General features: G+C 66.7%; 21 protein-coding genes and 1 pseudogene. 10 read left to right on the plus strand and 12 right to left on the minus strand.

Annotation, left to right across the window (positions count from 1 at the left end; all coding sequences use genetic code 11):
- Window positions 1-27: 27 nt before the first annotated feature.
- From ACSFA5_RS00155 to ACSFA5_RS00165, 3 genes are read right to left on the minus strand one after another with little or no spacing between them, the layout of a single operon-like run.
- Window positions 28-792, minus strand: a complete 765-nt coding sequence (locus tag ACSFA5_RS00155) for a GntR family transcriptional regulator (RefSeq protein ID WP_435441977.1) — start codon at window positions 790-792, stop codon at window positions 28-30.
- A gap of 14 nt (window positions 793-806) precedes the next feature.
- On the minus strand, window positions 807-1,544 hold the full coding sequence (locus tag ACSFA5_RS00160; RefSeq protein WP_435441978.1) for an aspartate/glutamate racemase family protein: 738 nt from the start codon (window positions 1,542-1,544) through the stop codon (window positions 807-809).
- Between the two features lie 26 nt (window positions 1,545-1,570).
- Window positions 1,571-3,064, minus strand: a complete 1,494-nt coding sequence (locus tag ACSFA5_RS00165) for an NCS1 family nucleobase:cation symporter-1 (protein WP_435441979.1) — start codon at window positions 3,062-3,064, stop codon at window positions 1,571-1,573.
- Between the two features lie 270 nt (window positions 3,065-3,334).
- Between ACSFA5_RS00165 and ACSFA5_RS00170 the strand changes: the two are divergent.
- A pseudogene (locus tag ACSFA5_RS00170) lies at window positions 3,335-3,490 on the plus strand (IS5/IS1182 family transposase); the annotation flags it as partial.
- 46 nt (window positions 3,491-3,536) lie between these two features.
- On the opposite strand, the gene rho reads toward ACSFA5_RS00170, so the two are convergent.
- The gene (gene rho / locus ACSFA5_RS00175; RefSeq protein WP_435441980.1) at window positions 3,537-4,802 is read right to left on the minus strand and encodes a transcription termination factor Rho; all 1,266 of its coding nucleotides are present in this window, start codon (window positions 4,800-4,802) and stop codon (window positions 3,537-3,539) included.
- Window positions 4,803-5,129: 327 nt separating this feature from the next.
- Between rho and ACSFA5_RS00180 the strand changes: the two genes are divergently transcribed.
- The gene (locus ACSFA5_RS00180) at window positions 5,130-6,251 is read left to right on the plus strand and encodes a sensor histidine kinase (protein WP_435441981.1); all 1,122 of its coding nucleotides are present in this window, start codon (window positions 5,130-5,132) and stop codon (window positions 6,249-6,251) included.
- Window positions 6,252-6,299: 48 nt separating this feature from the next.
- Here ACSFA5_RS00180 and ACSFA5_RS00185 read toward each other — a convergent pair whose 3' ends face one another.
- Window positions 6,300-7,802: a GGDEF domain-containing protein gene (locus ACSFA5_RS00185; protein ID WP_435441982.1), complete on the minus strand. Its 1,503-nt coding sequence runs from the start codon at window positions 7,800-7,802 to the stop codon at window positions 6,300-6,302.
- 251 nt (window positions 7,803-8,053) lie between these two features.
- Between ACSFA5_RS00185 and ACSFA5_RS00190 the strand changes: the two genes are divergently transcribed.
- The 3 genes from ACSFA5_RS00190 (at window position 8,054) to ACSFA5_RS00200 (ending at window position 12,200) form a co-directional block, all read left to right on the plus strand.
- A complete protein-coding gene (locus ACSFA5_RS00190; protein ID WP_435441983.1) occupies window positions 8,054-9,622 on the plus strand; it encodes a methyl-accepting chemotaxis protein in 1,569 nt (522 codons plus the stop codon).
- A 51-nt stretch (window positions 9,623-9,673) separates the two neighbouring features.
- A complete protein-coding gene (locus ACSFA5_RS00195) occupies window positions 9,674-9,916 on the plus strand; it encodes a hypothetical protein (protein WP_435441984.1) in 243 nt (80 codons plus the stop codon).
- A gap of 253 nt (window positions 9,917-10,169) precedes the next feature.
- On the plus strand, window positions 10,170-12,200 hold the full coding sequence (locus tag ACSFA5_RS00200) for a putative bifunctional diguanylate cyclase/phosphodiesterase (protein ID WP_435441985.1): 2,031 nt from the start codon (window positions 10,170-10,172) through the stop codon (window positions 12,198-12,200).
- A 54-nt stretch (window positions 12,201-12,254) separates the two neighbouring features.
- Here ACSFA5_RS00200 and ACSFA5_RS00205 read toward each other — a convergent pair whose 3' ends face one another.
- The 4 genes from ACSFA5_RS00205 to ACSFA5_RS00220 are packed head-to-tail and all read right to left on the minus strand — an operon-like array spanning window position 12,255 to window position 16,934.
- On the minus strand, window positions 12,255-13,481 hold the full coding sequence (locus ACSFA5_RS00205; protein ID WP_435441986.1) for a M20 family metallopeptidase: 1,227 nt from the start codon (window positions 13,479-13,481) through the stop codon (window positions 12,255-12,257).
- A 25-nt stretch (window positions 13,482-13,506) separates the two neighbouring features.
- On the minus strand, window positions 13,507-15,294 hold the full coding sequence (uraD, locus tag ACSFA5_RS00210) for a 2-oxo-4-hydroxy-4-carboxy-5-ureidoimidazoline decarboxylase (RefSeq protein ID WP_435441987.1): 1,788 nt from the start codon (window positions 15,292-15,294) through the stop codon (window positions 13,507-13,509).
- On the minus strand, window positions 15,291-16,253 hold the full coding sequence (puuE, locus tag ACSFA5_RS00215) for an allantoinase PuuE (RefSeq protein ID WP_435441988.1): 963 nt from the start codon (window positions 16,251-16,253) through the stop codon (window positions 15,291-15,293). Before puuE ends, uraD begins: the two co-directional genes overlap by 4 nt.
- Window positions 16,254-16,259: 6 nt before the next feature.
- Window positions 16,260-16,934: a GntR family transcriptional regulator gene (locus tag ACSFA5_RS00220; protein ID WP_435439488.1), complete on the minus strand. Its 675-nt coding sequence runs from the start codon at window positions 16,932-16,934 to the stop codon at window positions 16,260-16,262.
- A 91-nt stretch (window positions 16,935-17,025) separates the two neighbouring features.
- Here ACSFA5_RS00220 and uraH point away from each other — a divergent pair, with 91 nt between their 5' ends.
- Window positions 17,026-17,376 carry a hydroxyisourate hydrolase gene (uraH, locus tag ACSFA5_RS00225; RefSeq protein WP_435441989.1) on the plus strand — a complete coding sequence of 117 codons (351 nt, stop codon included), beginning with the start codon at window positions 17,026-17,028 and terminating at the stop codon, window positions 17,374-17,376.
- A gap of 2 nt (window positions 17,377-17,378) precedes the next feature.
- Here the strand turns inward: uraH and ACSFA5_RS00230 are convergent, their stop codons facing one another.
- Window positions 17,379-17,888 carry a hypothetical protein gene (locus ACSFA5_RS00230; RefSeq protein ID WP_435441990.1) on the minus strand — a complete coding sequence of 170 codons (510 nt, stop codon included), beginning with the start codon at window positions 17,886-17,888 and terminating at the stop codon, window positions 17,379-17,381.
- 53 nt (window positions 17,889-17,941) lie between these two features.
- On the opposite strand from ACSFA5_RS00230, the gene xdhC reads away from it, so the two are divergent.
- From xdhC to ACSFA5_RS00250, 4 genes are all read left to right on the plus strand, one after another.
- Complete coding sequence (gene xdhC, locus ACSFA5_RS00235) at window positions 17,942-18,751, plus strand: xanthine dehydrogenase accessory protein XdhC (protein ID WP_435441991.1); 810 nt, start codon at window positions 17,942-17,944, stop codon at window positions 18,749-18,751.
- Between the two features lie 216 nt (window positions 18,752-18,967).
- On the plus strand, window positions 18,968-20,176 hold the full coding sequence (locus tag ACSFA5_RS00240) for a urate hydroxylase PuuD (protein ID WP_435441992.1): 1,209 nt from the start codon (window positions 18,968-18,970) through the stop codon (window positions 20,174-20,176).
- Window positions 20,177-20,241: 65 nt separating this feature from the next.
- Window positions 20,242-21,582, plus strand: a complete 1,341-nt coding sequence (locus ACSFA5_RS00245) for a glycerate kinase type-2 family protein (protein ID WP_435441993.1) — start codon at window positions 20,242-20,244, stop codon at window positions 21,580-21,582.
- Window positions 21,583-21,757: 175 nt separating this feature from the next.
- On the plus strand, window positions 21,758-23,200 hold the full coding sequence (locus ACSFA5_RS00250) for an NAD-dependent succinate-semialdehyde dehydrogenase (protein ID WP_435441994.1): 1,443 nt from the start codon (window positions 21,758-21,760) through the stop codon (window positions 23,198-23,200).
- 29 nt (window positions 23,201-23,229) lie between these two features.
- On the opposite strand, the gene ACSFA5_RS00255 is transcribed toward ACSFA5_RS00250, so the two are convergent.
- Together ACSFA5_RS00255 and mgtA are read right to left on the minus strand one after the other, a co-directional pair.
- On the minus strand, window positions 23,230-23,946 hold the full coding sequence (locus tag ACSFA5_RS00255) for an MgtC/SapB family protein (RefSeq protein ID WP_435441995.1): 717 nt from the start codon (window positions 23,944-23,946) through the stop codon (window positions 23,230-23,232).
- A 110-nt stretch (window positions 23,947-24,056) separates the two neighbouring features.
- The gene (gene mgtA / locus ACSFA5_RS00260; RefSeq protein ID WP_435441996.1) at window positions 24,057-26,825 is read right to left on the minus strand and encodes a magnesium-translocating P-type ATPase; all 2,769 of its coding nucleotides are present in this window, start codon (window positions 26,823-26,825) and stop codon (window positions 24,057-24,059) included.
- Window positions 26,826-26,896: the final 71 nt, after the last annotated feature.

Raw genomic sequence — 26,896 nt, forward strand, 5'->3', positions numbered from 1 at the left:
GGTCGGGGGCGGCCTGCCAGTGGCCGATCAGGCCAGCAGCGCCTTGACCAGGTCGAGCTGGCGGTCCGGCTTGCCGGTGCCGAGCTCCAGGCTGGCCTCGATGCGCAGCAGATGCCCGTTCATGTGGGTCACCGCGCCTTCCACCTCGCCCTTGCGGCACAGGCGCAGGAACTCGGCGTGTTCGTCCGACGAGCAGTGCGGGTCGTTCGACGAGTGATACAGCATGGCGATCAGCGAGCTGCGCGCCACCAGTTCGCGCACCAGTTCGGCCAACGTGTGGTTGCCGGTGGCTTCGGCCAGCGCCACATGAAAGTCGCCGAGCAGTTTTTCGCGCACGGTGCCCGTGGTGGTGGTCTGGCGCAGCGCGGTGCGCTCGAACTTGATGTGCTGCTCCAGCACCTGGTAGTCACGCGGCCGCGCCGCGGCGATGAACAGGCGCACCACTTCGCTCTCGAGGATGCGGCGCACCGCGAACACCTCGCGCGCCTCTTCGACGGAGGGCTGGCAGACGAAGGCGCCCTTGTCGGGAATCATCTCGATGAGCTTGTCCTTCGACAGCATCAGCAGCGCGGCGCGCACCTTGGTGCGGCTCACCGAATACACCCGGCCCAGCGCCTCTTCGCGCAGCCAGGTGCCGGGCGGCAGGCGCTTTTCGACGATCGCGGTGGCGATGTCGTTGGCGATGCTTTCGATGGAGCTGGTCTTGTCGGCAACGACCGCCCCGGTGTCGGCCGGAACGGGGGCGGCGGGCTCGGCAGGAGAAGCGGAAGATTTGGAACTGGCGCGGGGCATGCGCGGATTGTGGCCTAGCGCGGCAGGGTAAAGCCCTCGAGCGCGCCGATCATTCGCTTGGGCAGGGGTGTTGCGAGCTCGCCGCGCTTGCTGGTGCGCAGCTTCAGCGTGACCAGCGATTCGATGAGCTTGGTGCCCGCGGCCACGCCGTCGATCACCGGCACGCCCAGCACGCGCTCGATGTGTTCGCACAGGTCGGTCATGCCGGCGCAGCCCAGCACGATGCAGTCGGAGCCGTCTTCTTCGAGCGCGCGCCGACATTCCTCGACGATGCGCTCGCGCGCGTTGGAGCCCGGCTCTTCCAGTTCGAGCACCGGCAGTTCGCAGGCGCGCACGTTGGCGCAGAAGCGCTCCATGCCGTAGATCTCTGCCAGGTGCCAGGCCTGCCCCATGGTGCGGCCCAGCGTGGTCACCACGCTGAAGCGGCTGCCGATCATGCTGGCCAGGTGCATGGCTGCTTCGGCGATGCCCACCACGGGGCCGCGTGCCAGTTCGCGCGCCGCCTTCAGGCCCGGGTCGCCGAAGCAGGCGATCACGTAGCCGTCGATGCCGTCACGCTCGCCCGCCGCGATTTCCTGCAGCAGCCCCGGCACGGCCAGCGCTTCGTCGTAGTGGCTCTCGATGGAGACCGGTCCCATGGCTGGGCTCACGGCCACGATCTCGGTGCCGGCACTCGCCACCGCGCGGGCGCAGGCACCGATCTTCTCGGTCATGCTCCAGGTGGTGTTGGGGTTGATGAGCTTGATGCGCACGGGGCGGCCCTTTCTCTTTCAGTGTGTCAAAGCTTGTTGTTGCGGTTCGCCAGCACGTAGAGCACGAAGCCCAGGCCCATGCCGATGAACCACGCATAGTTGGCGGCGCCGCGCAGCGTCGGCACCATCACGCACAGGATCGGCATCAGGGCCGAGGGCACCAGCGCCATGATCGCCCTCGGGTTGTAGCCGCCGCTGTACCAGTACTCGCCCTTCGGGCTCATGGAGTACAGCGCGTCCACGTCGATGCGCTGCTTGCGCACGATGTAGTAGTCGGCAATCAGAATGCCGAACAGCGGGCCGATGAACGAGCCCAGCACGTCGAGCGTGTAGTGAATGACCTCGGGGCTGTTGTACAGGTTCCAGGGCGTCAGAAAGATCGAGCCCACCGCGGCGATCATGCCGCCGGTGCGCCAGCTGATGTGCTGCGGCGCCACGTTCGAGAAGTCGAAGGCCGGCGAGACGAAGTTGGCCACGATGTTGATGCCGATGGTGGCGATCATGAAGGTCAGCGCGCCCAGCACCACGGCGGTGGTGCTGTCGATCTTCCCCACCGTGTGCACCGGGTCGGTGATGAGTTCACCGAACACGGGCAACGTGGCCGCCGTGGTGATCACGGTCAGCAGCGAGAAGAACACGAAGTTCACCGGCAGGCCCCAGAAGTTGCCCTTCTTCACCGCGTCGAAGCTCTTGCCGTAGCGCGAGAAGTCGCCGAAGTTGAGCATCGGGCCGCTGAAGTAGCTCACCACCAGCGCAATGGCCGAGAGCATCACCGGCAGCGCGTCCCAGCCCTGGAACTTGATGCCGCCCAGGTTCAGGTCGATCTTGCTCCAGCCCGCCTTCCACACCAGCCAGCCGCACAGCACGGCCATGACGATGTACACGGCCGGCCCGGCCCAGTCGATGAACTTGCGGATGGCTTCCATGCCGTGCCAGAACACGAAGGCCTGCAGCACCCACATGACCATGAAGGCGACCCAGCCCAGCGTCGACAGGCCCACGAAGCCGTGCAACGCCACGTCGGCATACGGCGCCAGGCCGGGGAACATGTGCAGCGCCAGCACCATGAAGGCGGCCGACGCCAGGTAGGTCTGCACGCCGTACCAGGCCACCGCGATCAGCCCGCGGATGATGGCCGGGATGTTGGCGCCCAGCACGCCGAAGGGCGCGCGGCACACCACGGGGTAGGGCACGCCCGTCATCTGGCTGGGCTTGGCCACCAGGTTGCAGAAGAACTGCACGATCACGATGCCCACCAGCAGCGACACCAGCACCTGCCAGCTCGACAGGCCCAGCGCGAACAGGCTGCCGGCCGTGATGTAGCCGCCCACGCTGTGCACGTCTGACATCCAGAACGCGAAGATGTTGTATTGGCCCCAGGTCTGCTTTTTCAGCGGCGCGAGATCCTCGTTGGTCAGGCGCGGGTGGTACCCCGGCTTGATGAGGGCGTTCGAGTCCGCGTGCGGCGCAATGCCGGCTTCGCTTGCCCCGGCGGGGGCCTGGCTGACGACTGTGCTCATGGTCTTTCCTCGTGCGAGTGAGTGGGTTTTGAGAGCCCGTTTGACGCAAATTTCGCGCCGGATTGTCGGATGCGATATTTGTATACAAAAACTGCACGCAATCAAGACCATTCGGGGAATCATATATCCGTAGATTCCCTGATGCACGAATGCAACTGCTCCCGCCTCACCTTGGAAGTCGGTGCTCGATTGACTCTGAACGGAAGTGCGCGGGAATCGAAAAGTCCGATCCGCAAAGATGGACAAGGTGGTTCCGAGGAGCGCGCTGGGGCCAAGACGGGTCACCCGCCTTTTGCCATCGAGGCGTTCGGGTTCGCGAAGCTTCGCTATCGAGGCTCGGCCAGGAACACGGCACAGATCGTCACGCTGCTTGCGCTGTCGAACCTGCGAATGGCGTGCAGGCGACTGTTGCAGGCCGATGGATGAGTGCCTCGACCCAAACATCGCTGGCCATGCACGGCCCCGGCGGGGCTCAGCCGCCGCGACGCATCATGTCGAAGAACTCGACATTGGTCTTGGTCGCCTTCATGTTCTTGAGCATCAGCTCCATCGACTCGATCTCGTCCATGTTGTACATGAGCTGGCGAAGGATGCGGGTCTTTTGCAGGATCTCGGGCGCCAGCAGCAGCTCTTCGCGGCGCGTGCCGCTGCGGTTGAGCTGGATCGAGGGGAACACGCGCTTTTCGTACAGGCGGCGGTCCAGGTGGATTTCGGAGTTGCCGGTGCCCTTGAACTCTTCGAAGATCACTTCGTCCATGCGGCTGCCCGTGTCGATCAGCGCGGTGCCGATGATGGTCAGCGAGCCGCCTTCTTCCACGTTGCGCGCGGCGCCCAGGAAGCGCTTGGGGCGCTGCAGTGCGTTCGAATCGACACCGCCGGTAAGCACCTTGCCCGAAGAGGGCACAACGTTGTTGTAGGCGCGCGCCAGACGCGTGATCGAGTCCAGCAGGATCACCACGTCCTTCTTGAGTTCGACCAGGCGCTTGGCGCGCTCGATCACCATTTCGGCCACGTGCACGTGGCGCGCTGCGGGCTCGTCGAAGGTCGAAGCAATGACTTCGCCCTTCACGGTGCGCTGCATTTCGGTCACTTCTTCAGGGCGCTCGTCCACGAGCAGCACCATCATGTGCACGTCGGGGTAGTTGGCGCTGATCGCGTGGGCGATGTGCTGCATCATCACCGTCTTGCCGCTCTTGGGCGGCGCCACGAGCAGGGCGCGCTGGCCTTTGCCGATGGGGGCGATGATGTCGATGATGCGGCCGGTGATGTTCTCTTCGCTCTTGACACCGTCGCGTTCCAGCTTCATCTGTTCCCTGGGGAACAGCGGCGTCAGGTTCTCGAACATGTTCTTGTGCTGGTTCTGCTCGGGCGGACCGTCGTTGATCTTGTCGAGCCGATGCAAAGCGAAGTAGCGTTCGCCATCCTTCGGCGTCTTCACCTCCCCTTCGATCATGTCGCCGGTGTGCAGGTTGTACTTTCGTACCTGCGCTGGCGAAATGTAGATGTCGTCCGTGCTGGCCGTGAAGCTGGTGTCCGGGCTGCGCAGGAAGCCGAAGCCGTCGGGCAGGATTTCGAGCACACCGTCGGCAAAGATCTGTTCGCCGGCCCTTGCGCGTTTCTTGATGATCGCGAACATCAGCTCCTGCTTGCGCAGGCGCGCGGCGTTCTCGATTTCAAGGGTGTCAGCTTGCCCGAGCAGGTCCGAGACGTGCAGGGCTTTGAGTTCGTTCAGGTGCATGAAATGACCCGCAATGGGTGATTGAAGCGAATAGGGGGGAGAGGCATGGAGGCAAAGCAAGAGGAGCTTCACCAGCCTGGTCATCGAGCCGAAAAGCGCAAGGATTCGGAGACGCCTTGCATTGTAACGCGCATGCCATTTTCGCTGGCTGTCGGCATCCGGCATGACGACTCCTTCGTGCGCGGTTCGCGGGTAAATCGGTACACCGTCTGTCCGTTGCCGCACAGACGGTGCCTGCTTGCACGGGTAACGATGGAGCGATGCACTGCCGGCGTACAGGCGGCGGTGTCCATTTGATGAAACGGCGAAAGCCATCGAGGTTCGAGCATGCGCAACTTTTTGACCAACAACCGGGACGAGCTGATTTCACGGTGCAAGTCAAAGGTTGCGCGCAGGCCGCGGCGCGCCGCGACGGAGCAACAACTGGCCAACGGCATCCCGTTGTTTCTCGACCAGCTGATCAGGACATTTGCCGCGGAAGAAAACGACAAGCCGGCGGACAGCATCAGGATCTCGGGGCCCGCAGGTGGAGATTCGCAGGCCTTGTCGGAGATGGGGGTGACGGCCACCGCCCATGGCAAGGAACTGCTCAAGCTGGAATACACCGTCGACCAGGTCGTGCACGACTACGGCGACCTTTGTCAGGCGATCACGGACATGGCTTTCGAGCGCGACGCCGCCTTCGCCGTCGGCGAGTTCCGCACGCTGAATCGATGTCTGGACAACGCCATTGCCGATGCTGTCACCGAGTTCAGCTACCAGCGCGACGCAAAAATTGCTCGGCAGCAGGACTTCGACGCAAACGAGCGCCTCGGCTTCCTCGTTCACGAGTTGCGCAATTCCCTGGGGACGGCAACCCTTGCCATTCACGCCCTCGAGCTCGGCAACATGACAGTGGGCGGCGCCACCGGGGCCGTACTGAAACGCAGCCTGTCGGCCATGGGCACCCTGATCAGCCGAGCGCTCGCCGAGGTGCGCAGCGGCACGGCGGAACAGCGGCAGACATTTTCCGTCGCCTCATTCATCAAGGACGCTGAAACCACGGCCCAGCTCGTTGCGAGCGCCGCTGGCTGTGCCTTCGAGGTGTCCCCGGTCGATGCTTTGTTGGGCGTCCGTGGAAATCGCGAACTGCTGCTTGCCGCTTTGGCGAATCTCTTGCAGAACGCGTTCAAGTTCACCCACCCTCGCACGGCGGTCGCGTTGAAGGCTTACGTGCTCGACGAGCACGTGCTGATCGAAGTCGAAGATCACTGTGGAGGGCTGCCAGCGGGAAGCGCCGCCAAGATGTTCGCCCCTTTCAATCAGCACAGCCATGACAAATCCGGTCTGGGCCTGGGGCTCTCCATCGCGCGCCAAAGCATCGAGGCCGACCTTGGCACGCTGACGGTTCGGGATGTGCCGGGCACGGGCTGTGTTTTCACCATTCGCTTGCAACGCCACGCCCTCTGACGACAAGAGTGCATGCGGTTGCAGCGGGTTCCGGCCCGCCGAGATGGCTCAGACCATCGAGCGATTTCGTCCGCTCTTCTTGGCCTTGTAGAGCGCGCGATCGGCGGCTTCGATGAGCTTCAGTTCGGCCCCGAGTGCCTGCGCGCCCTGCAGCGTTGCCGCACCGACGCTGCAGGTGACGCGTCCGTGGGGGCTGGCGCGGTGCGGAATGTTCAGCGCATGGATGCGCTCGAGCAGCAGGTCGGCGACGTTGCGCGCACCCTGCAGGTCGGTGTTGGGCAGGATGACCGCCAGTTCCTCGCCGCCATACCGCGCCACCAGGTCGCCCGGGCGCATGGCGCGATGCCTCAACGCCTCGCAGACAGCCTTCAGGCAGCGGTCGCCGGCCACATGGCCGTATGTATCGTTGAATCGCTTGAAGTAGTCCAGGTCGAAGAACAGCAGCGAAAGGGCGCTGCCTTCCCGCGCCGCCCGTCGGGATTCGAGCGTCAGCGCCTCGTCGAAGCTGCGCCGATTGGCCAGTCCGGTGAGCTGGTCCTGGGTTGCGAGCACCTCCAGCCGGCGGTTGGCCTTCAGAAGTGCCTCTCGGGTGGCCATCAACGTCGACTCCGCACTGACGCGCCGCTGGATGTTGATGATCAGCCGCCGGCCCACCGCCGCCACCGCTACCAGCAAGACGCCCACGACGACCAGCGTCAGCAGGGCCTGGTGCCGCCAGGCCAGCAGCGCCTCGTCCCTGCCGAGCGCCACCGTGGTCACCACCGGGTAGCGGTCGCTTTTGCGAAAGGCGTACAGCCGCGGCGTTCCGTCCAGCTCGGAGCGAAAGCTCGCCGTGCCCGATGTGGAAGCGTCCATGAAGTGGCGCAGGAAGTTGGGCGACCTGGAGAAGTCGCGACCCACATCCTGTTCTCGGTAGGGATAGCGCACCAGCAACTGCCCGGCGGTGGTGCTCAGGCTGATGGCGCCGCTGTTTCCGATGTCGATGGTGCCGAACGGGCGCAGGAAGTTCTCGATGCCCAGCGTCACGACCACCACCCCTGCGAACTTGGCGTCGCCGTCCTCCAGGCGCCGGCTCACCGTGATCACCCATTCGCCGGTGGCGCGGCTGCGGATCGGCGAGCCGATGAAGATTTCGCGCGACGGGTTGCCGCGGTGATGGGCGAAGTAGGCACGTTCCACGCTGTCGGTGCCCGTCAGCAGGCCCACCGTGGACTGCATCACCCAGTCGCCGTGGGCGTCGAGGATGGACAGGCCGTTCAGCTGGTCGAGCAGCTGCTCCTGGCGGCCTACCAGCAGTTGCATGCGCCGCAGGTTCTCCGGCCCTCGGCCATCGTTCTCCAGCCGCTCGACCACCCCCAGCAGCAGCAGGGCGCTCTGGGCAAAGATGCCCTCGGCGTAGGTATTCAAGGCTTTTGCCAGGTTGAGGTTGTTGGTGTCGATCTCGCTCAGCGTGCGCTTGCGCGTTTCCCATACCTGCCACAGGGTGGCCGACAACACCGAAATCAGGACAGCCAGCAGCAGAAACCTGGCAAGGCGAACATCGCGCTTCATTGGCGCAACCCCTCGGACGAACTTGTTCTCATGACTTCCTGCCGCGCCCGTGGCGGGCAGCGTCTGGCTCGCGCTGCGCCTTGCCGGGCAAATGAACCCCGGACTCTATCCGACCGGACAGTTTGAAAAATTTCATTCTTTCGTACTAAACATTCGCTTCCCCCTGTCGATATCTCAGAAAGCCTTGAAGACCCACCCCTTTCGAACCCCCCCCGCTTTTCAGTCCGCCTTCCTTTCTCATGGAGAACGCAATGAAACAGTTCAAGGATTTCAGGATCGGCACCCGCATGGGGGCAGGGTTCGCAGTCGTCATCGTGCTGCTGATGGCCATGGTCGCGGTCGGCATCAGCCGCATTCGTGCGGTCGACCACAACACCGAGGTGATCGCGCACGACCGCTATGCCAAGGTGGCGCTGGCCCAGACCATCGAGAACGAGGTGAACAGGCAGGCCCGGGCCTTGCGCACGGCGCTGATTGCGCGGGATCCGGCGGCGGTGAAAGGGGAACTCGCAAAGATCGAGGAATCCGCGCCCCGGATCGCGGCGGCCACCGATCGCCTGAAGCTCGTGATTCACACCGAAGCCGGCAAGGAAGCGCTGCGTGTGCTGCTGGAGGCGCGCAGCAATTTTGGCGTGCATGAAGCGCGCCTGGTCGCGCACATCCAGGCGGGCCGTATCGACGAGGGACGCGACTACCTGGTCAAGGAGATGCTCGCGCCGCAAACAGCCTACCTGTCGGCCATCGAGGCGTTCTCCCGGACCCAGGTGCAAGGCATGGAACAGTTCACCGCCGAGGCGGCCGATATCGCCCGCGGCGCGACGGTGCTGATGCTGGGCATCGGCGCCCTGGCCACGGTGTTGGCGGGCGCGATCGCGGTGCTGTTGACCCGCTCGATCACGCGCCCGGTCGGCGAGGCCGTGCGGGTCGCCCAGACGGTGGCCGCGGGCGACCTGACTTCGCGCATCGACGTGCGCAGCGACGACCAGACCGGCCAGCTGATGCGCGCGCTCAAGACCATGAACGAGAGCTTGTCCCAGGTGGTGGGCGGTGTGCGAAGCAGCACGGACACCATCGCCATGGCGTCCAGCCAGATCGCGGCGGGCAACCAGGACCTGTCGTCGCGCACGGAAGAGCAGGCCAGTTCGCTGGAGCAGACGGCGGCGGCGATGGAGGAGCTCACCGGCACGGTCAAACAGAATGCCGACAACGCGCGCCAGGCCAATCAGTTGGCGGTGCTGGCGTCCGAGGTGGCCGTCAGGGGCGGCGCGGTGGTCGGCCAGGTGGTGCAGACCATGGACTCGATCCACTCGTCGTCGCGCAAGGTGGCCAACATCATCGGCGTGATCGACGGCATTGCGTTCCAGACGAACATCCTGGCGCTGAACGCGGCGGTCGAGGCGGCGCGGGCGGGCGACCAGGGCCGGGGCTTCGCAGTGGTGGCGGCCGAGGTGCGCAACCTGGCGCAGCGCTCGGCGGCGGCGGCCAAGGAGATCAAGGGCCTGATCGACGAGTCCGTGCAAAAGGTGGGCGAAGGCAGCGAGCTGGTCGGCGAAGCCGGCCGGACGATGCAGGAGATCGTGGGCAGCGTGCGGCGCGTGACGGACATCATGGGCGAGATATCGGCCGCCAGCCACGAGCAGACCACGGGCATCGAGCAGATCAGCCACGCCATCGGCCAGATGGACCAGGTGACGCAGCAGAACGCGGCGCTGGTGGAAGAAGCGGCCAGTGCCGCCCAGTCGATGCAGGAGCAGGCCGCCAGCCTGGTGCAGTCGGTGAGCCTGTTCAGACTTGCCGACGCGGGGCGAGCCATGGTCTAGTGCAAGGGTTGCCCAGCGTGCAGGGCCTTTGTTTTCAACCCAACAAGCAAGATGAACCGGACAGAAATACTGGCGACAACGATCGACATGGCGCGCGCGGGCCTGGGCTTCACGCCGGCCGACGCGCTCGACTGCATCGCGGCCATGATCGGCGAGGCGGACCCGCAGAGCGCCATGCACGACGCCGAGGTCGAGAAGTTGCTGCGCCTGGCCGCATGCATCTGGAAACTGAAGCACGGGATGCTCGCGCCGGCCGTTGCTTCACCGGCGAAGGCACCGCCAATCGGCGAATGAGCGCGTGCGTCGGGATTCGAGTGCCGGCAATGGGGTGGGTTGCAAGGGTGGGGTCGAGCGGCAGTGCCGGCGTGGCGGGTGCCGCGGGGGTGGGTGTCCCTGGAAAACGGGCGCTTGAGAGACAAGGCAAGGCATTCGTGACGTGCAGATGAAAGCGAAACGAAAGTCCCCTGTCGGTGCCTTCTATATTTGGTCGCCAAAGCCCCGAAACGAGCCGTGTGCCGATGCGCGCTCTATAAACTGTGGCCCTTCCATGAATTCCAGCGCGCCCACCCCTTCGCTCCCTGCTTCCGTCGACGGCGGTGTGCTGTCCCGCATGGTGCGCACCGATCAACTCGTGGCGGTGCGCCGCAGCGTGCTCTCGGCCATTCCGATCAACGTGGTGCTGAGCTTCACCGCGGCGCTGGTGGCCCTCAATTCGAACCGCGCGTTCGAAGGGTTGATCTGGCTGCTGCTGGCGCTCGTGGCAAACGGCGTGCGCAGCTACATCTGCCGCTGGGCGTTCGCGCCTTCCCCTGGCGTGGTGCCCGAAAACGGCGTGGCGGTCTCGGCCACCGGCCGCCCGGTCGCGTGGCACCTGCGGCTGGCGGCGGTCATGGCCGCGGTGTCCGGCGGCGTCTGGGCGCTCATTCCGCTGCTGTGCAACGGCTACTCGTCGCCGCAGGCCGTGTTCTATCTGACAGTGGTGTGCGGCATCAGCGCGGGGGCGGTCACCTACGGCAGTGCCTACGCGCTCGTGCCCATCAGCTTCATCACGCCTGCACTGTTGTCGGTGGTGGGTTGCCTGGTTTATGCGGGCGGATTCGACAACCTGGCCCTGGCCGCCATGGTGTTGCTGTACCTCGGTGCGCTGGCGCGCGGGGCGCTGCAGAGCGAGAAGGCGTTTCGCGAAGGCAGCCGCCTGAGGAACGAAGCGACCGTCCTGGCCGCGCAATTGCGCCAGGTGCATGCGCTGTCGCTCGACGCCACGCAGCAACTGGCCTTCCGCGCCTCGCACGACTCGCTCACCGGCCTGCTCAACCGCGAAGGTTTCACCGAGGCCGCCACGCTGCACATCGCCGCGCCGGACGGCCGCCAGCACGGCCTGCTGCTGCTCGACCTCGACGGCTTCAAGGCGGTGAACGATGCCTTCGGGCACAAGGTGGGCGACCGCGTGCTGCAGGACGTGGCCGGCTGGCTGCGGCGCGAGACCGCCGACATGCAGGCCATCCTCGGGCGCTGGGGCGGCGACGAGTTCGCCGTGCTCTACACCCTGAAGGGCGAACGCGAAGCGCCCACCGCCATCGCCCAGGCGCTCATCCGTTCGATTTCATTCGCCACGGCGCACTACGGCGGCCACCTGGGCGTGAGCATCGGCATCGCGGTGACGGACGACGCCGACATCGCCGACATGATCAGCTTCGCCGACGAAGCGCTGTACGAAGCCAAGCGCACCGGGCGCAACCGCTTCCAGGTGTTCGACACGGCCCTCAACCAGCGGCTGGCCACGCGGCGGGACGTCGAGCGCGACCTGCTGCACGCCATCGAGGCGCGCGCCATCGGCGTGTGGTACCAGCCGATCATGAGCTGCGACGCCCGCGAGGTGCACAGCCTGGAAGCGCTGATGCGCTGGCACCACCCGCGCCACGGCCAGATCGCGCCCGAGGAAGTCATCTTCGCGGCCGCCAACACCGGCCTGGCCGAACCGCTGCTTCGCCACCTGGTGGACGAGGTCTGCCGAGGCATGCGCCAGCTGGAAGCGGCGGGTTCGGGCCTGGCCGGCGTGCCGATTGCCATCAACGTGTCGCCGCGCGAAATGGCGCAGCTGGCGGTCGACGACATCGTGCTCGGCCTGCTGAAGTCGCGCGGCATCGCGCCGCGTCGGCTGCAGATCGAGATCACCGAGGAGGTGGCGCTCGACACGCACGCCACGCGCAGCCGCCTCAGCGCGCTGTCGGCCGCGGGCGTGGCCATCGTGGTGGACGACTTCGGCGTGGGCTATTCGTCGCTGGCGTCGCTGCGCAGTGAGTACGTGCGGCAGGTCAAGATCGACCGCAGCTTCATCCTGGGGCTGTCGTCCTCGCCGGGCAACGTGGTGCTGGTCGATGCCATCGTGCAGCTCGGCCGGTCATTGAACATCCAGGTCGTGGCCGAGGGCGTGGAAACGCAGGACGAGCTCGACGCGCTGCGCGCGCTGGGCTGCAAGCTGGTGCAGGGCTACCACCTGGCGCGCCCGGCCCCGCTGGTCGACGTGACGGCGTGGGACGCGGCGCGAGAGCCGCTGGCACCCGCAAGCGCGGCCTGAGCCTGACCCGCTGACCCGCTGACCCGCTGACCCGCAGCCAGGCCAGGCGAGCGATCAGGCCAGCAGGTCGCTGAGCGTGCGCGCAATCACCTTGGTGGCGCGGCGCAGGTCTTCGAGCACCACGCGTTCGTCGCTGCGCTTGGCGTGCGACTCGAGCACGGTGCGCGGGCCGGCACCGTAGATCACGCCTGGAACGCCGGCTTCGCCATACAGGCGCACGTCGGTGTACAGCGGCGTGCCCATGGCCTTGATCGGCTCGCCGAACAGCTCGCCGCCATGCTTCTGGATGGCATCGACCAGCGGCTTGTTGCCGGCGAGCGGCTTCATCGAGTTGGCCAGCAGCAGGCGCTTGATGTCCACCGTGATGCCCGCGCTTTCGGAGGCGGCGTCGGCAATCACTTGGCGGATGTTCGCTTCGACCTCGACCGGGTTTTCTTCCGGGATCATGCGGCGGTCCAGCTTGAACACCACCTTGCCCGGAACCACGTTGGTGTTGGTGCCGCCTTCGATGCGGCCCACGTTCAGGTAGGGGTGCGTGATGCCCTCGACCTTCGACGTCACCTGCTGGTAGAGCGTGTTCTGCGCATAGAGCGCATTGAGGATCTTGACTGCGCCCTGAAGCGCATCGATGCCGGAGGTCGGAATGGCGGCGTGGGCCATCTTGCCGTGCACCGTCACCTCCATCTGCAGGCAGCCGTTGTGGGCTGTGACCACTTCGTAGCTGAAGCCGGCCGCGATCATCAGGTCGGGCTTGGTCAGGCCGTTCTTCAGCAGCCAGCCCGGGCCGAGGATGCCGCCGAACTCTTCGTCGTATGTGAAGTGCAGCTCGACGCTGCCCTTGGTCGGCCTGGCCACGGCTTCGAGCGCGCGCAGCGCGAAGGTGAAGCTCGCGAAGTCGCTCTTGCTGACCGCGGCGGCGCGCCCGTACAGGCTGCCGTCGGCAATCTCGCCGCCGTAGGGGTCGTGCGTCCAGCCTTCGCCCGGGGGCACCACGTCGCCGTGGGCGTTGAGCGCGACCGTCAGGCCACCGTTGCCGTATTTGCGACGCACGATCAGGTTGGTGATCGATTCGAGGCCGTAGTCCCGCACATCTTGCGCGGGCACGGCGTGCTTCTCTGCGTCGAGACCGAAGTCCTTCAGCAACTCTGCGGTGCGCTCGGCGTGCGGCGCGTTGTTGCCGGGCGGCGTGTCGGTGGGCACGCGCACCAGCTGCTGCAGAAATTGCACTTCGTCGTCGAAGTGGGCGTCGATCCAGGCGTCGAGCTTCGTGTAGTCGGTCATGGTTGTTCTTCGGTCGGTCGATCGTTCAGTGGGCATGTTCGGCGGCGAGGTTGTCGAGCAAAAGCTGAAACGCCTGCACCGCCAGTTGGATGTCGTCGTTGGTGCTCGACTCGAGCGGGTTGTGGCTGATGCCCGAGTTGATGCCGCGTACGAACAGCATGGCCTGCGGCATCACCTCGTGCAGCTTCATGGCATCGTGGCCGGCGCCGCTGGGCATGCGGAACAGCGGAATGCCCAGCGCGTCGACGGCCTTTTCCCAGCGCTGTTGCCACGCGGGCGCGCTGGGCGCGGCGGCGGCGCGCATCGTCTCTTCGAGCTCATGGCGCACGCCGCGGCGCTCGCAGATGTCCTTCAGCGCAGCGACCACGTCGGTGGCCAGCGCGTCGCGCTGCGCGTTGTTCGGCGCGCGCAGGTCCAGGCTGAACTTGCAGCGCCCGGGCACCACGTTGATGGAGCCGCTGGGCACTTCGAGCATGCCGACGGTGCCGACCGAGTCGCCGTCTTTCGCGGCGCGCTGCTCGGTGTAGAGGATGAGCTCGGCCACCGCGGCGGCCGCGTCGCGGCGGCGGTCCATGGGTGTGGTGCCGGCGTGGCTGGCCATGCCGATGACCTCGCCCACGTAGCGCACGCTGCCGTTGATGGAGGTGACGATGCCCAGCGGCAGGTCGAGCTCGGTGAGCACCGGGCCCTGCTCGATGTGCACTTCCACGAAGCCGAGGTAGCGCGACGGGTCGCGCTGGATCTTGGGAATGTCTTCTTCCTTCAGGCCCGCGTGGCGCATGGCCTCGCGCATGGTGACGCCGTCGGCGTCCTTTTGCTCGAGCCAGCGCGTGTCGAAGTGGCCGATGAGCGCGCCCGAGCCCAGGAAGGTGGCCTTGTAGCGCTGGCCTTCCTCCTCTGCGAAGCCCACCACCTCGAAGGCGAAGGGCAGGCGCCGGCCCTGGCGCGCGAGTTCGCGCACGCAGGCCATCGGCACGAAGATGCCCAGGCGCCCGTCGTACTTGCCGCCGTTGCGCACGGTGTCGTAGTGCGAGCCGGTGAGCAGCGTGCGCGCGCCCGGTTGCGTGGCCTCGTAGCGGCCGACCACGTTGCCGACCGCATCGATGTGCACCGAGTCGAAACCGCAGTCGCGCATCAGTGCAGAAATTTGCGCGGCGCATGCGCGGTGCGCGTCCGTCAGGTAGGTGACGGTGAGCTGGCCCTTCTCGGCATAGCCCGGGTCTGTGTGCACCGAGAGCTGCTCCTGCCAGTCCCACACGTCGTTGCCCAGCGTGAGGTCGGCGCCGAACTTGTCGTCCAGGCGAATCTCGGCAATGCGGTGGATGTTGCGCAGCGCTTCACCCAGCTCGAAGGCGGGGTGGTGGTGCAGCCGTCGCGCGAAGGTGTCGATGATCTCGCGCTTGGCCAGGCCCGTGCCGCGCGGCCCGCGCACGGCCAGGATGAACGGAAAGCCGAACTTCGCGTTGTAGTCGGCGTTGAGCTGCTGGATGCGCGCGAGCTCCTCGGGCGTGCAGTCGGTCAGGCCGGCCTTGCTCTGCTCGTTGGTCGACTCGGCCGTCAGCGTCTTGCTGACCATGGCCTTGCCGGCGAGCTCGGGGTGGGCGCGGATCAGGCCGATCTTCTCGTCGGTGGACGAGGCCGCCAGCGCCTGCACCATCGCGTGCTTGAGGTGGGTGAGCGAGCGGAAGGGCCGCGCGGCCAGCGCGCGCTGGGCGATCCACGGCGAATGCTCGTAGATGCCGTCGAGCAGCGCGACGGCTGCGGCGGGCACCGCGGCGTTGAGTTGGGCAATGGTGAGGACGTTCAGGCTCATGGGGCGGCTCCGGCTTCGAAGGGATGCGCCTGCTTCCAGTGGCGCGCGATGTCCAGGCGCCGGCAGACCCACACGCGGTCGTGCTGCGCGATGTGATCGAGAAAGCGCTGCAGCGCAGTGATGCGCCCGGGCCGTCCGAGCAGGCGGCAGTGCATGCCGATGCTCATCATCTTCGGGCTGTCGTCGCCGTCGGGGTCGCCTTCGGCGTACAGCGCATCGAAGGTGTCCTTCATGTACTGGAAGAACGGGTCGGCGTGCGAGTAGCCCTGCGGCAGCGCGAAGCGCATGTCGTTCACGTCGAGCGTGTAGGGCACGATGAGCTGCGGCGCTACCGTGCCGTCGGTCTTGCGCACCTTCATCCAGAAGGGCAGGTCGTCGCCGTAGTAGTCGCTGTCGTATTCGAAGCCGCCGTAGTCGGCCACGAGGCGGCGCGTGCGCGGGCTGTCGCGCCCGGTGTACCAGCCCAGGGCGCGTTCACCGGTGAGCTGTTCGATGGCTTCCATGCCCAGGCGCATGTGCTCGCGCTCGGTGGCTTCGTCCAGGTTCTGGTAATGAATCCAGCGCCAGCCGTGGCAGGCGATTTCGTGGCCCAGTTCCTTGAAGGCGGCGGTCAGCTCGGGATAGCGTTGCAGCGCCATGCCCACGCCGAACACGGTCAGCGGCAGGCCGCGCTTCTCGAACTCGCGCAGGATGCGCCACACGCCGGCACGCGAGCCGTACTCGTAGATGCCTTCCATGCTGATGTGCCGGTCGGGGTAGCTCGCCGGGTTGAACATCTCGGACAGGAACTGCTCGGAGCCCGCGTCGCCGTGCAGCGTGGCGTTCTCGCCGCCTTCTTCGTAGTTCAGCACGAACTGCACCGCGATGCGCGCGCCGCCGGGCCATTGGGCGTGAGGAGGGTTGCGGCCATAGCCGACGAGGTCGCGCGGGTAGGGCAGGGTGGTGTCGTAGGCAGTCATTGCGGGTCAGGCCAGTGCGAGCGAGATGTCGTTGGTGGGCACCTTGCGGTCGAACGTGAGGTTGGCCTCGACGTGTTCCAGGTGTTCGGTCATGAGGCGCACCGCGCGCTCCTCGTCGCGGGCGGCCAGCGCCTTCACGATGTCGGCGTGCTCGTCGTTGGAGTGTTCGGCGGCGCTGGTGCTCTGGTACATCAGCGTGATGAGGGCGCAGCGCGAGATCAGCTCGCCCAATATCTGCGCCAGCACCGTGTTGCCCATGAGCTCGGCCATGCGCACGTGGAAGTCGCCGAGCAGCTCGGTGCGGCCCGAGATGTCTTCGCCCGACACGGCGGATTTTTCGAGCGCCACGTGCTCTTTCAGCGCCTTGATCTTGGCCGGCGTGACGGTGCGCACGAACTCGCGCGTCATTTCGGCTTCGAGCATGCGGCGCACCTTGAACACCTGCTTGGCCTCGTCGACCGCTGGCGCCGCCACGAAGGCGCCGCGCGCGGGCTCCAGGCGAATGAGCTTGTTCTGCGACAGCTGGAACAGGGCTTGGCGTACCAGCGTGCGCGACACACCGAAGTGGTCGGCCAGCTTCTGCTCGGCCAGCTTGGTGCCGGGCTGCAGCCGGTGCTCGACGATGGCCTTGGTCAGCGCGTCGACGATCGAACGTGTGGTGGAGGACTCCATGTTTTTCATGATAGACCCAAAGGCGCGAACTGTATACACTTTTGTCCACTGGAATATCCCGCACCTCGCGATCCGACTTCGCACTTTCAAGGAGCGCCCCATGGGCTTGAGCACTCACGTACTGGACACGATGCACGGCGGCCCCGCCGCAGGCATGGACGTGGCGCTGTACACCACCGACGGCGACGCCGCGACACTGGTGAAGCGCTTCGCGCTGAACGCGGACGGCCGCAGCGACGGGCCGCTCTATGACAACCACTCGCTGAAGGCCGGCACCTACCGCCTGGTGTTCGACGTGGCGAGTTACTTCAAGGCCCGCAACGTGGCGTTGCCGCAGCCGAACTTCCTGAACAAGGTGTCGCTGGACTTCGGCGTGGCGCACACCGACCAGCACTACCACGTGCCCTTGCTGGTGAGCCCGTGGAGTTACTCCACCTACCGCGGCTCCTGAGGTCAGTCGCCTTGCTGCTGCCCTTCGGTCAGCGTGTCCAGCTGGAAGCGCCCGCTCTTGTCCCACAGCCAGGTGTCGGTCCACGTGACCGCGCCGAGGCGGGTGGCGGCGGGAAACGGCGCGGCCTGCAGCACGGCGCGCTCGATGTCGGCAATGACCTCGGGCGCATGCTGCGGCGCGCGCAGCCAGTGCATCGACAGCACCTTGCCGCCCGCGTCCAGGTTCACCTGCAAGGTGCCGACCGCATAAAGAATGGGCGGCAGCTGGCCGCCATAGATGCGCGAACGGTTGATCTCGTAGATGTGGCGCGCCGCATCGCGGCGGTATTCGCGCGCGGTGGCTGCGCTCGAAGCGCGCGGCACGCGGCCGGCGGCGGATGCGCCCGGCGCGGACGCACTGCTCAGCTGGCCGGGAACGGCCCCCGGGCCGGTGCTGCCGCAGCCGGCGAGCCACAACGCGGAAAGAACGGAAGCAGCGAGTGCAAGGCGGCGGGGGGTAAGCTGGCGATTCATCGCCGGGTTTATACCGTGAGTCTTCATGGCCCGGGCAACCGAAGGTATCGGTCATGAGCGGCGCAGTCGACCAGTTGCTCGCACGTCTTCGCCACGAAGACGCGGTGCTGGTGCGCGTCGAATCGACACAGGGCTCGGCGCCGCGCGAGGCCGGCACCTGGATGGCGGTGTGGGCCGACGGCCTCACGGCCACCATCGGCGGCGGGCAGCTCGAGTTCCAGGCCACGAAGGAAGCGCGCGACCTGCTGGCCGGCACGCGCGCACCGTTCGACGGCATCCAGCGCTACCCGCTCGGCCCTAGCCTGGGGCAGTGCTGCGGCGGCGTGATGTTTCTCTCTTACCAGCGCGTCACCGCATCCGATGCGCCGGCGCTGCAGCGCGAGCTGGTCGCTCAGCTCCGGCCCGTGGCGCTGTTCGGCGGCGGCCACGTGGGCGCCGCGCTGGCGCGGCTGCTGGCCGCGCTGCCGTTCGCGGTGCGCTGGGTCGACAGCCGCGACGGCGTGTTCCCCGACGAACTCCCCGCGCAGATCGACACCGAGCACTCCGAGCCGGTGCAGGACGCCGTGGCGGCGCTGGCGCCCGGCAGCCGCGTGCTGATCATGAGCTTCAGCCATGCCGAAGACCTCGACATCGTCATCGCCTGCCTGAAGCGCCTGCGCGAGCGCAACGACCTGCCGTACATCGGCCTGATCGGCAGCAAGACCAAGTGGGCCACCTTCAGCCACCGGCTCGAGGCGCGCGGCTTCGGTGCCGACGAACTCGCCCGCATCACCTGCCCGATCGGCGTGCCCGGCATCACCGGCAAGGAGCCCGAGGTGATCGCCGTGGCGGTGGCGGCACAGTTGTTGCAGTCGCTAGCTTGAACAGGGTTTTCCCGGCGGCGACGCTTTACAAAAACCATCCCGTCCCTTGCCAAAACTGTATACACTTTCGGTCCACAACAAGCCGCAGCGGAGCGAGGCCCATTTCATGGAGCCTGCGTTCGCGGCACTTTCTCTGCTTACAGTGCCCGCGGTGGTGAGCAGGCTGAAACCCCTTCCCGGCGCCCCCACGCGCCGGCTGGGTTGAGAGAGCGCTATATGGAAAGCTATTACCTCGACTGGGCGAACCTGCTGCTGCGCTGGGTCCACGTCATCACCGCCATCGCATGGATCGGCGCCTCCTTCTACTTCGTGATGCTGGACAACAGCCTCGAGAAGCCGCAGGACCCCGAATCGCTCGACAAGGGCGTGGGCGGCGAGCAATGGGCCGTGCACGGCGGCGGCTTCTACAACATGCAGAAGTACGCGCTGGCGCCCAAGAAGCTGCCGGACCACCTGCACTGGTCGTACTGGGAAAGCTACAGCACCTGGATCACCGGGTTCTCGCTGTTCACCATGTCGTACCTGTGGAACGCGAGCACGTACCTCATCGACAAGTCCAAGATGGACTGGCAACCCGGCGCCGCCATTGCCGTGGCGCTGGCCTTCTTCGTCGTCTTCTGGATGGTGTACGACGGCATCTGCCAGATCTTCGGGCGCCGCAAGAACGGCGACACCATCGTCGGCGTGCTGATTGCCATCTTCATCGTCTTCGCGACCTGGCTGGCCTGCCAGTGGTTCGCGGGCCGCGCGGCCTTCCTGCTGGTGGGCGCCATGATGGCCACGACCATGAGCGGCAACGTGTTCTTCTGGATCATTCCCGGCCAGCGCAAGAACGTGCAGGCACTGCGCGAGGGACGCCCGGTCGACCCGGTGCACGGCCAGCGCGGCAAGCAGCGCAGCGTGCACAACACCTACTTCACGCTGCCGGTGCTGTTCGCGATGCTGAGCAACCACTACAGCTTCACCTACACGCACAAGTACAACTGGATCGTGTTGCTGCTGATCATGCTCGGCGGCGCGGCCATTCGGCAGTTCTTCGTGGTGCGCCACCGCTTCAAGCTGGGCAATGCGGGCAACCCGCTGCCTTATGCGCTGGTCGGCATCGTGGTGCTGGGCCTGACCATCGTGTGGATGAAGCCCGAGCCCGTGGCGGCACCTGTGGCATCGGCTGCCGCGCCGGCTGTACCGTTCTCGCAGGTGCAGAAGGTGCTCGAGCAGCGCTGCTTCATGTGCCACGGCCCGGCCGTGCAGATGAAGAACGTGCGCGTCGACTCGCCCGAGCAGGTGGCCGCGCATGCGCAGGCGATCTACCAGCAGGTGGTGGTCACGAAGATCATGCCGATGAACAACGCGACCGGCATCACCGATGAAGAGCGAGCGCTCATCAGCCGCTGGTTCCAGGCCGGGGCCAAGACGACAAACTAGATCGCGGTCAAGAGAGCGGTGCACCGCTCCCCGCACAATTGCCGGATGGAGACAAGAAGCAAGCCATGACCGCATCGAACCCGTCCCTGGGGCCAGCCCCCGATCCGCGCGAAGCCCCCCGCGCCTTCCTCGAACACCTCTACCGCGTGGCGGTGGACCGGGCGCTGCCGCTGTCCACGCTGGGCGCGCATCTGCCCAAGCCACCCAAGGGGCGCACCTTGGTGCTCGGCGCCGGCAAGGCCGGCGGCTCGATGGTGCAGGCGCTCGAAGCCCTGTGGCCGGCCGATGCGCCGCTCTCGGGCCTCGTCGTCACCCGCTACGACCACATTCCGCCGCGCCCCGAAGGCGTGCCGCAGCGCATCGAGATCGTCGAGGCCGCGCACCCTGTGCCCGACGCCGCGGGGCAGCAGGCCGCCGAGCGCATGCTGGCGCTCACGCAGGGCCTGACGGCCGACGACCTCGTGCTGTGCCTGATTTCGGGCGGCGGCTCGTCGTTGCTGGTGCTGCCGGCCGAAGGCCTGACGCTGGCCGACAAGCAGCGCATCAACAAGCAACTGCTCGACAGCGGCGCCGGCATCGGCGAGATGAACTGCGTGCGCAAGCACCTGTCGCGCATCAAGGGCGGCCGGCTGGCCGCGGCCTGTGCGCCGGCGCGTGTGGTCACGCTGACCATCAGCGACGTGCCGGGCGACGACGCCGCCGTCATCGCCAGCGGCCCGACGGTGCCTGACGCCACCACCTGTGCAGACGCGCTCGCCATCCTCGACCGCTACGGCATCGAGGTGCCCGCGCCGGTGCGCGCCCGATTGACAAGCGGCGAACTCGAAACGCCCAAGCCGGGCGACGCGGCTTTCGACGGCCACCAGACGCACATGATCGCCACGCCCCGGCAGTCGCTGGAAGCGGCCGCCAAGGCCGCACGCGAGGCAGGCATCGAGGCGCACATCCTCAGCGACGAGATCGAAGGCGAATCGCGCGAAGTCGGCAAGGTGCATGCCGCGCTGGCGCGCGCCGTGGCACACCGCGGCGAGCCCTTCGCGCGCCCCTGCGTGATTCTTTCGGGCGGCGAGACCACGGTCACCATTCGGGCTCGCCAGCTAGGCCAGGCCAAGGGCCGGGGCGGGCGGGCCGGCGAGTTCTGCATGGGGCTGGCGGGTGCCCTCATGGGCCAGCCGCAGGTGTGGGCGCTGGCGGCGGACACCGACGGCATCGACGGCGTGGAAGACAACGCCGGCGCCTTCGTCACGCCAGACACGCTGGCGCGCGCCACCGCGGCGGGCCGCAAGCTGTCGGACCACCTCGACCGCAACGACGCGTACGGCTATTTCGACGCCGTCGGCGACCTGTTCGTGACCGGCCCGACCCACACCAACGTCAACGACTTCCGCGCATTGCTGATCCTGTAGGCGACAGGGGGGCTTGGCCCCAGCCGGGCGGGCGTCGCGAACTCGGGTTAATCTACACACCCGGCGGCCCCGGGGCCGTCTTTGCCGCCGTCGTCGCCAGCGCACCCTTGCCGGGTGCCGCACCGCAGACCCAGATTCCCCTTTTTCATCCCCAGTCCTCGAAGGAAAGATTCGCATGACCGCCACCTACACCGACACCCGCCTGCTGATCGACAACGAATGGGTCGACGCCACCGGCGGCAAGACGCTGGACGTCGTGAACCCCGCCACCGGCAAGGTCATCGGCAAGGTGGCGCATGCCAGCATCGCCGACCTCGACCGCGCCCTGGCCGCCGCCCAACGCGGCTTCGACAAGTGGCGCAACACGCCCGCGAACGAGCGCGCCGCCGTCATGCGCCGCGCCGCGGGCCTCATTCGCGAACGCGCAGGCGACATCGCCAGGCTGCTGACGCAAGAGCAGGGCAAGCCGCTGGCCGAAGCCAAGGGCGAGACCCTGGCCGCCGCCGACATCATCGAATGGTTCGCCGACGAAGGCCGTCGCGTCTACGGCCGCATCGTGCCCTCGCGCAACCTGGCTGCGCAGCAACTGGTGCTGAAGGAGCCGCTGGGCCCCGTCGCCGCGTTCACGCCGTGGAACTTCCCGATCAACCAGATCGTGCGCAAGCTCGGCGCCGCACTGGCCACCGGCTGCTCGTTCCTGGTGAAGGCGCCCGAAGAAACCCCGGCATCGCCCGCTGCGCTGCTGCAGGCTTTTGTCGACGCCGGCATTCCGCCCGGCACCGTGGGCCTGGTGTTCGGCAACCCGGCTGAAATCTCGAACTACCTGATTTCTCACCCGATCATCCGCAAGGTCACCTTCACCGGTTCGACCCCGGTCGGCAAGCAACTGGCCGCGCTGGCCGGTTCGCACATGAAGCGCGTCACGATGGAACTGGGCGGCCACGCCCCGGTCATCGTCGCCGAGGACGCCGACGTGGCGCTGGCCGTCAAGGCCGCAGGTGCCGCCAAGTTCCGCAACGCGGGCCAGGTCTGCATTTCGCCCACCCGCTTCCTGGTGCACAACAGCCTGCGCGAAGAGTTCGCGCGCACGCTGGTCAAGTACACCGAAGGCCTGAAGCTCGGCGACGGCTTGGCCGAAGGCACGACCATCGGCCCGCTGGCCAACGCACGCCGCCTCACGGCCATGGCCCATGTGCTGGACGACGCGCGCAAGAAGGGCGCCACCGTGGCCGCAGGCGGCGAACGCATCGGCGACACCGGCAACTTCTTCGCCCCCACCGTGCTGACCGACGTGCCGCTGGACGCCGACGTGTTCAACAACGAACCCTTCGGCCCCATCGCCGCGATCCGCGGTTTCGACACCCTCGAAGAAGCGATTGCCGAAGCCAACCGCCTGCCGTTCGGCCTGGCTGGTTATGCATTCACCAAGTCGATCAAGAACGCGCACCTGCTGAGCCAGAAGCTCGAGCTGGGCATGCTGTGGATCAACCAGCCCGCCACGCCCTCGCCCGAAATGCCGTTCGGCGGCGTGAAGGATTCGGGCTACGGTTCGGAAGGCGGCCCGGAAGCGCTCGAGGCCTACCTGAACACCAAGGCCGTGTCGATCATGGGTGTCTGAACCGGCGCACGCCTGGTTCACTCATTCACTCATTCCTCGGCGGTGGCATTCCAGAAAGCCTGCTGCACACCGTCGAGGTTTTCGAGATCGTCAATGACACGGTCGAGCTCCGCGGGCTCGACCGCTGTCGCATAGAGCGTCGCACCGATCTCGGTGTCTGCCGGCCCGAACGGGTGCTGGTCGACATCGCGCACCGGGTAGTTCGCGGCCTCCAGCAGCAACAGCAACTGGTCCATCACCTCGGGCCGCGCCGCGCGTGAACAGATCACGCGCACCACGTACGTCGCTTCGCTCGCTTCCTCGCTGATCGGCTGGCGGTTGATGCGGTTCACCACGGGCCGCAGCAGCGTGTTGCTGGCCAGCACGAAAAGCGCCGCAATCAGTGCTTCGCCGAGCAGGTCCGCGCCCGCGCAGGCGCCCACCGCCGCCGACCCCCACAACGTGGCCGCGGTGTTCAGGCCCGTGACGTTGGCGCCTTCCTTCATGATCGCGCCCGCGCCCAGGAAGCCGATGCCCGACACCACATAGGCCACCACCCGCACCGCGCCACCGCTGCCGTCGAGCCGATTGGCCAGGTCGACGAACACCGCGGCGCCCACGGCCACCAGGGTGTTGGTGCGCAGTCCGGCTGTACGTTGGCGGATCTGGCGCTCCAGGCCGATCAGTGAGCCGAGGATGAAGGCGGCAGACACGCTGATGAAGGTGTCGAGCAGCGAGAGCAGGTTGATGTTCTGGACGGCTTGCATCGAGGATGGTTCCTTGTTTGTTCTTGTGCCCGGCAGTTTGCGAGGCTTGGGTGTCATGTGCGTGTCACGCGGCGCCCTCGTCGGCCGTGTTTCAGCGCTCGTTCACAGGGTCACTGCCATCCATACCGCCGCGCATACCACCCCTTCACAGTCTGGGTCAGCAGCGCATAGCCGACAAGCATCGCAACCAGCCAGGGAAAGTACATCAGCGGCAGCGCCTCCAGCTTGAAGTAGTGCGCCAGCGGCCCCATCGGCAGCCAGATGCCCACTGCGGCAATGGCCCCGCCCATGATCAGCAGTGGCCATGCCGCGCGGCTTTGCAGGAACGGGATCTTGCGCGTGCGGATCAGGTGCACGATCAGCGTCTGCGACAGCAGACCCTCGACGAACCAGCCCGACTGGAACAGCGTCTGATGGTCCACCGTGTTGGCCGCGAACACGTGCCACATCACCGTGAACGTGAGCAGGTCGAACACCGAGCTCAGCGGCCCGAAGAACACCATGAAGCGCCCCAGGTCCGCCGGGTTCCAGCGCTGCGGGCTCTTCAGGAATTCTTCGTCCACGTTGTCGAAAGGAATCGCGATCTGCGACACGTCGTACAGCAGGTTCTGCACCAGCAGGTGCAGCGGCAGCATCGGCAGGAACGGAAGGAACGCGCTGGCCACCAGCACCGAGAACACGTTGCCGAAGTTCGAACTTGCCGTGAGCTTGATGTACTTCAGCATGTTCGCGAAGGTGCGGCGCCCCTCGATCACGCCCTGCTCCAGCACCATCAGGCTCTTCTCCAGCAGGATGATGTCGGCCGATTCCTTGGCCACGTCCACCGCGCCGTCCACCGAAATGCCGATGTCCGCCGCGCGCAGCGCGGGCGCGTCGTTGATGCCGTCGCCCATGAAGCCCACCACATGGCCGTTGGCATGCAGCGCGTGCACGATGCGCTCCTTGTGCGCGGGCGTGAGCTTGGCGAACACCTGGTGCGCCTCGACCACCAGCGCCAGGTCGGCGTCGGCCATGTCCTCGATCTCGCGTCCGAGCACGATGCGCCCCACCGCCAGGCCCACGTCGGCGCAGACCTTGCGCGTGACCAGTTCGTTGTCGCCTGTCAGTACCTTCACCGCCACGCCGTGCTCGGCCAGCGCGCGCAAGGCGGGCGCGGTCGACTCCTTCGGCGGATCGAGAAAGGCCACGTAGCCCAGCAGCGTGAGCCCCGATTCGTCGGCCACGCCGTAGGCGGGCTTTTGCGCCTCGGTCTTCAGCGCGCGGCTGGCCACGGCCACCACGCGCAGGCCCATCGCGTTGAGCTCCGACGCCACGCGGTGGATGCGCGAAAGCACTTCGGCATCGAGCGTCAGCACCTCGGCGCCGCGCTCGACCGAGGTGCACACCGAGAGAATTTCTTCCAGCGCACCCTTGCAGATCAGCAGGTGCTCGCTGCCGCCGTTGGCCACCACCACCGACATGCGCCGGCGCGAGAAGTCGAAGGGCACTTCGTCGATCTTGCGGTAGGCCGTCTGCAGGCGGGTTTCGAGTTGCATCTCGGCGTGGCTCAGCACCGCCTTGTCGAGCAGGTTCTTCAGCCCCGTCTGGTGAAAGCTGTTGAGGTAGGCGAACTGCAGCACATGGTCGGAGTCTTCGCCCCAGGCATTGGTGTGGCGTTCGAGCACGATGCGGTCCTGCGTCAGCGTGCCGGTCTTGTCGGTGCACAGCACGTCCATCGCGCCGAAGTTGTGAATCGCCTCCAGCCGCTTCACGATCACCTTCTGGCGCGACATCACCACGGCGCCCTTGGCCAGCGTGGCCGTCACGATCATCGGCAGCATCTCGGGCGTGAGGCCCACCGCGATCGACAGCGCGAACAGCGCCGCCTCCCACCAGTCGCCCTTGGCCACGCCGTTGATCACCAGCACCAGCGGCGCCATCACCAGCATGAAGCGGATCAGCACCCAGCTCACGCGGTTGATGCCGGCCTGGAAGGCGCTGGTGCCGCGGTCGGTGGCGGTCACGCGCTGGGCCAGCGCACCGAAGAAGGTGCGGTCGCCGGTGTGCACGATCAGCGCGGTGGCGGTGCCGCTGATCACGTTGGTGCCCATGAAGAGCAGGTTCTCGCGCTCGAGCACGCCGGCATCGTGTTCGCCGCGGTCCACCACGAACTTCTCGACCGGCATGGCCTCGCCCGTCAGCGCGGACTGGCTGATGAACAGGTCCTTGGCGGTGAGCAGGCGGCAGTCGGCCGGGATCATGTCGCCGGCCGACAGCGCGATCACGTCCCCCTGCACCAGGTCGCGCATCGGCACCTCGACGCGCACCGTGCCGGTGTGCGTGGTGTCGAAGCCCTCGTCGCCCGCGGCCCCCGGCTTCTGGCCGGGCGCGGGCCGCAGCACCGTGGAGGTGTTGCTCACCATCGCCTTGAGCCGTTCTGCCGCCTTGTTGGAGCGCGACTCCTGCAGGAAGCGCAGCACCGTCGACAGCACCACCATGCTGCCTATCACGAGCGTGGCCTTCATGTCCTCGGTGACGTAGGACACCAGTGCCAGCACCGTCAGCAGCAGGTTGAACGGGTTGCGGTAGCACTGCCACAGGTGCTGCCACCAGGGCAGCGGCTGCTCGTGGCGCACCTCGTTGCTGCCGAGGCGCTTGCGCAGCACCTGGGCGTGGCCTTCGCTCAGGCCGCGCGGCGAGCTGTCGAGGCGCACCAGCATTTCGCCGGCATCGGTGCGAGAGGCGGTGTTCAATGCCTTCGCGATGTCGGGCGGCATTTGCAGCGAGCCGCCGGCGACAGGTTTGGAGCCCAGCAGCGTTTGCCAGCGCTCGAAGTGATGCAGCATGTGACGGCTGCGCAGGAAGCTTTCGAAGAAAGACTTCAGGACATTCTTTTTCATGGGGTTCTCCTTCGGGGCGGCCGCCGCCCGCCCGGGGAGAACCTCCGGGCCTCAACGCGCGGCGGTCAACC

Source organism: Variovorax monticola (genome assembly GCF_051216855.1).
In the GTDB taxonomy this organism is placed as follows: domain Bacteria; phylum Pseudomonadota; class Gammaproteobacteria; order Burkholderiales; family Burkholderiaceae_C; genus Variovorax.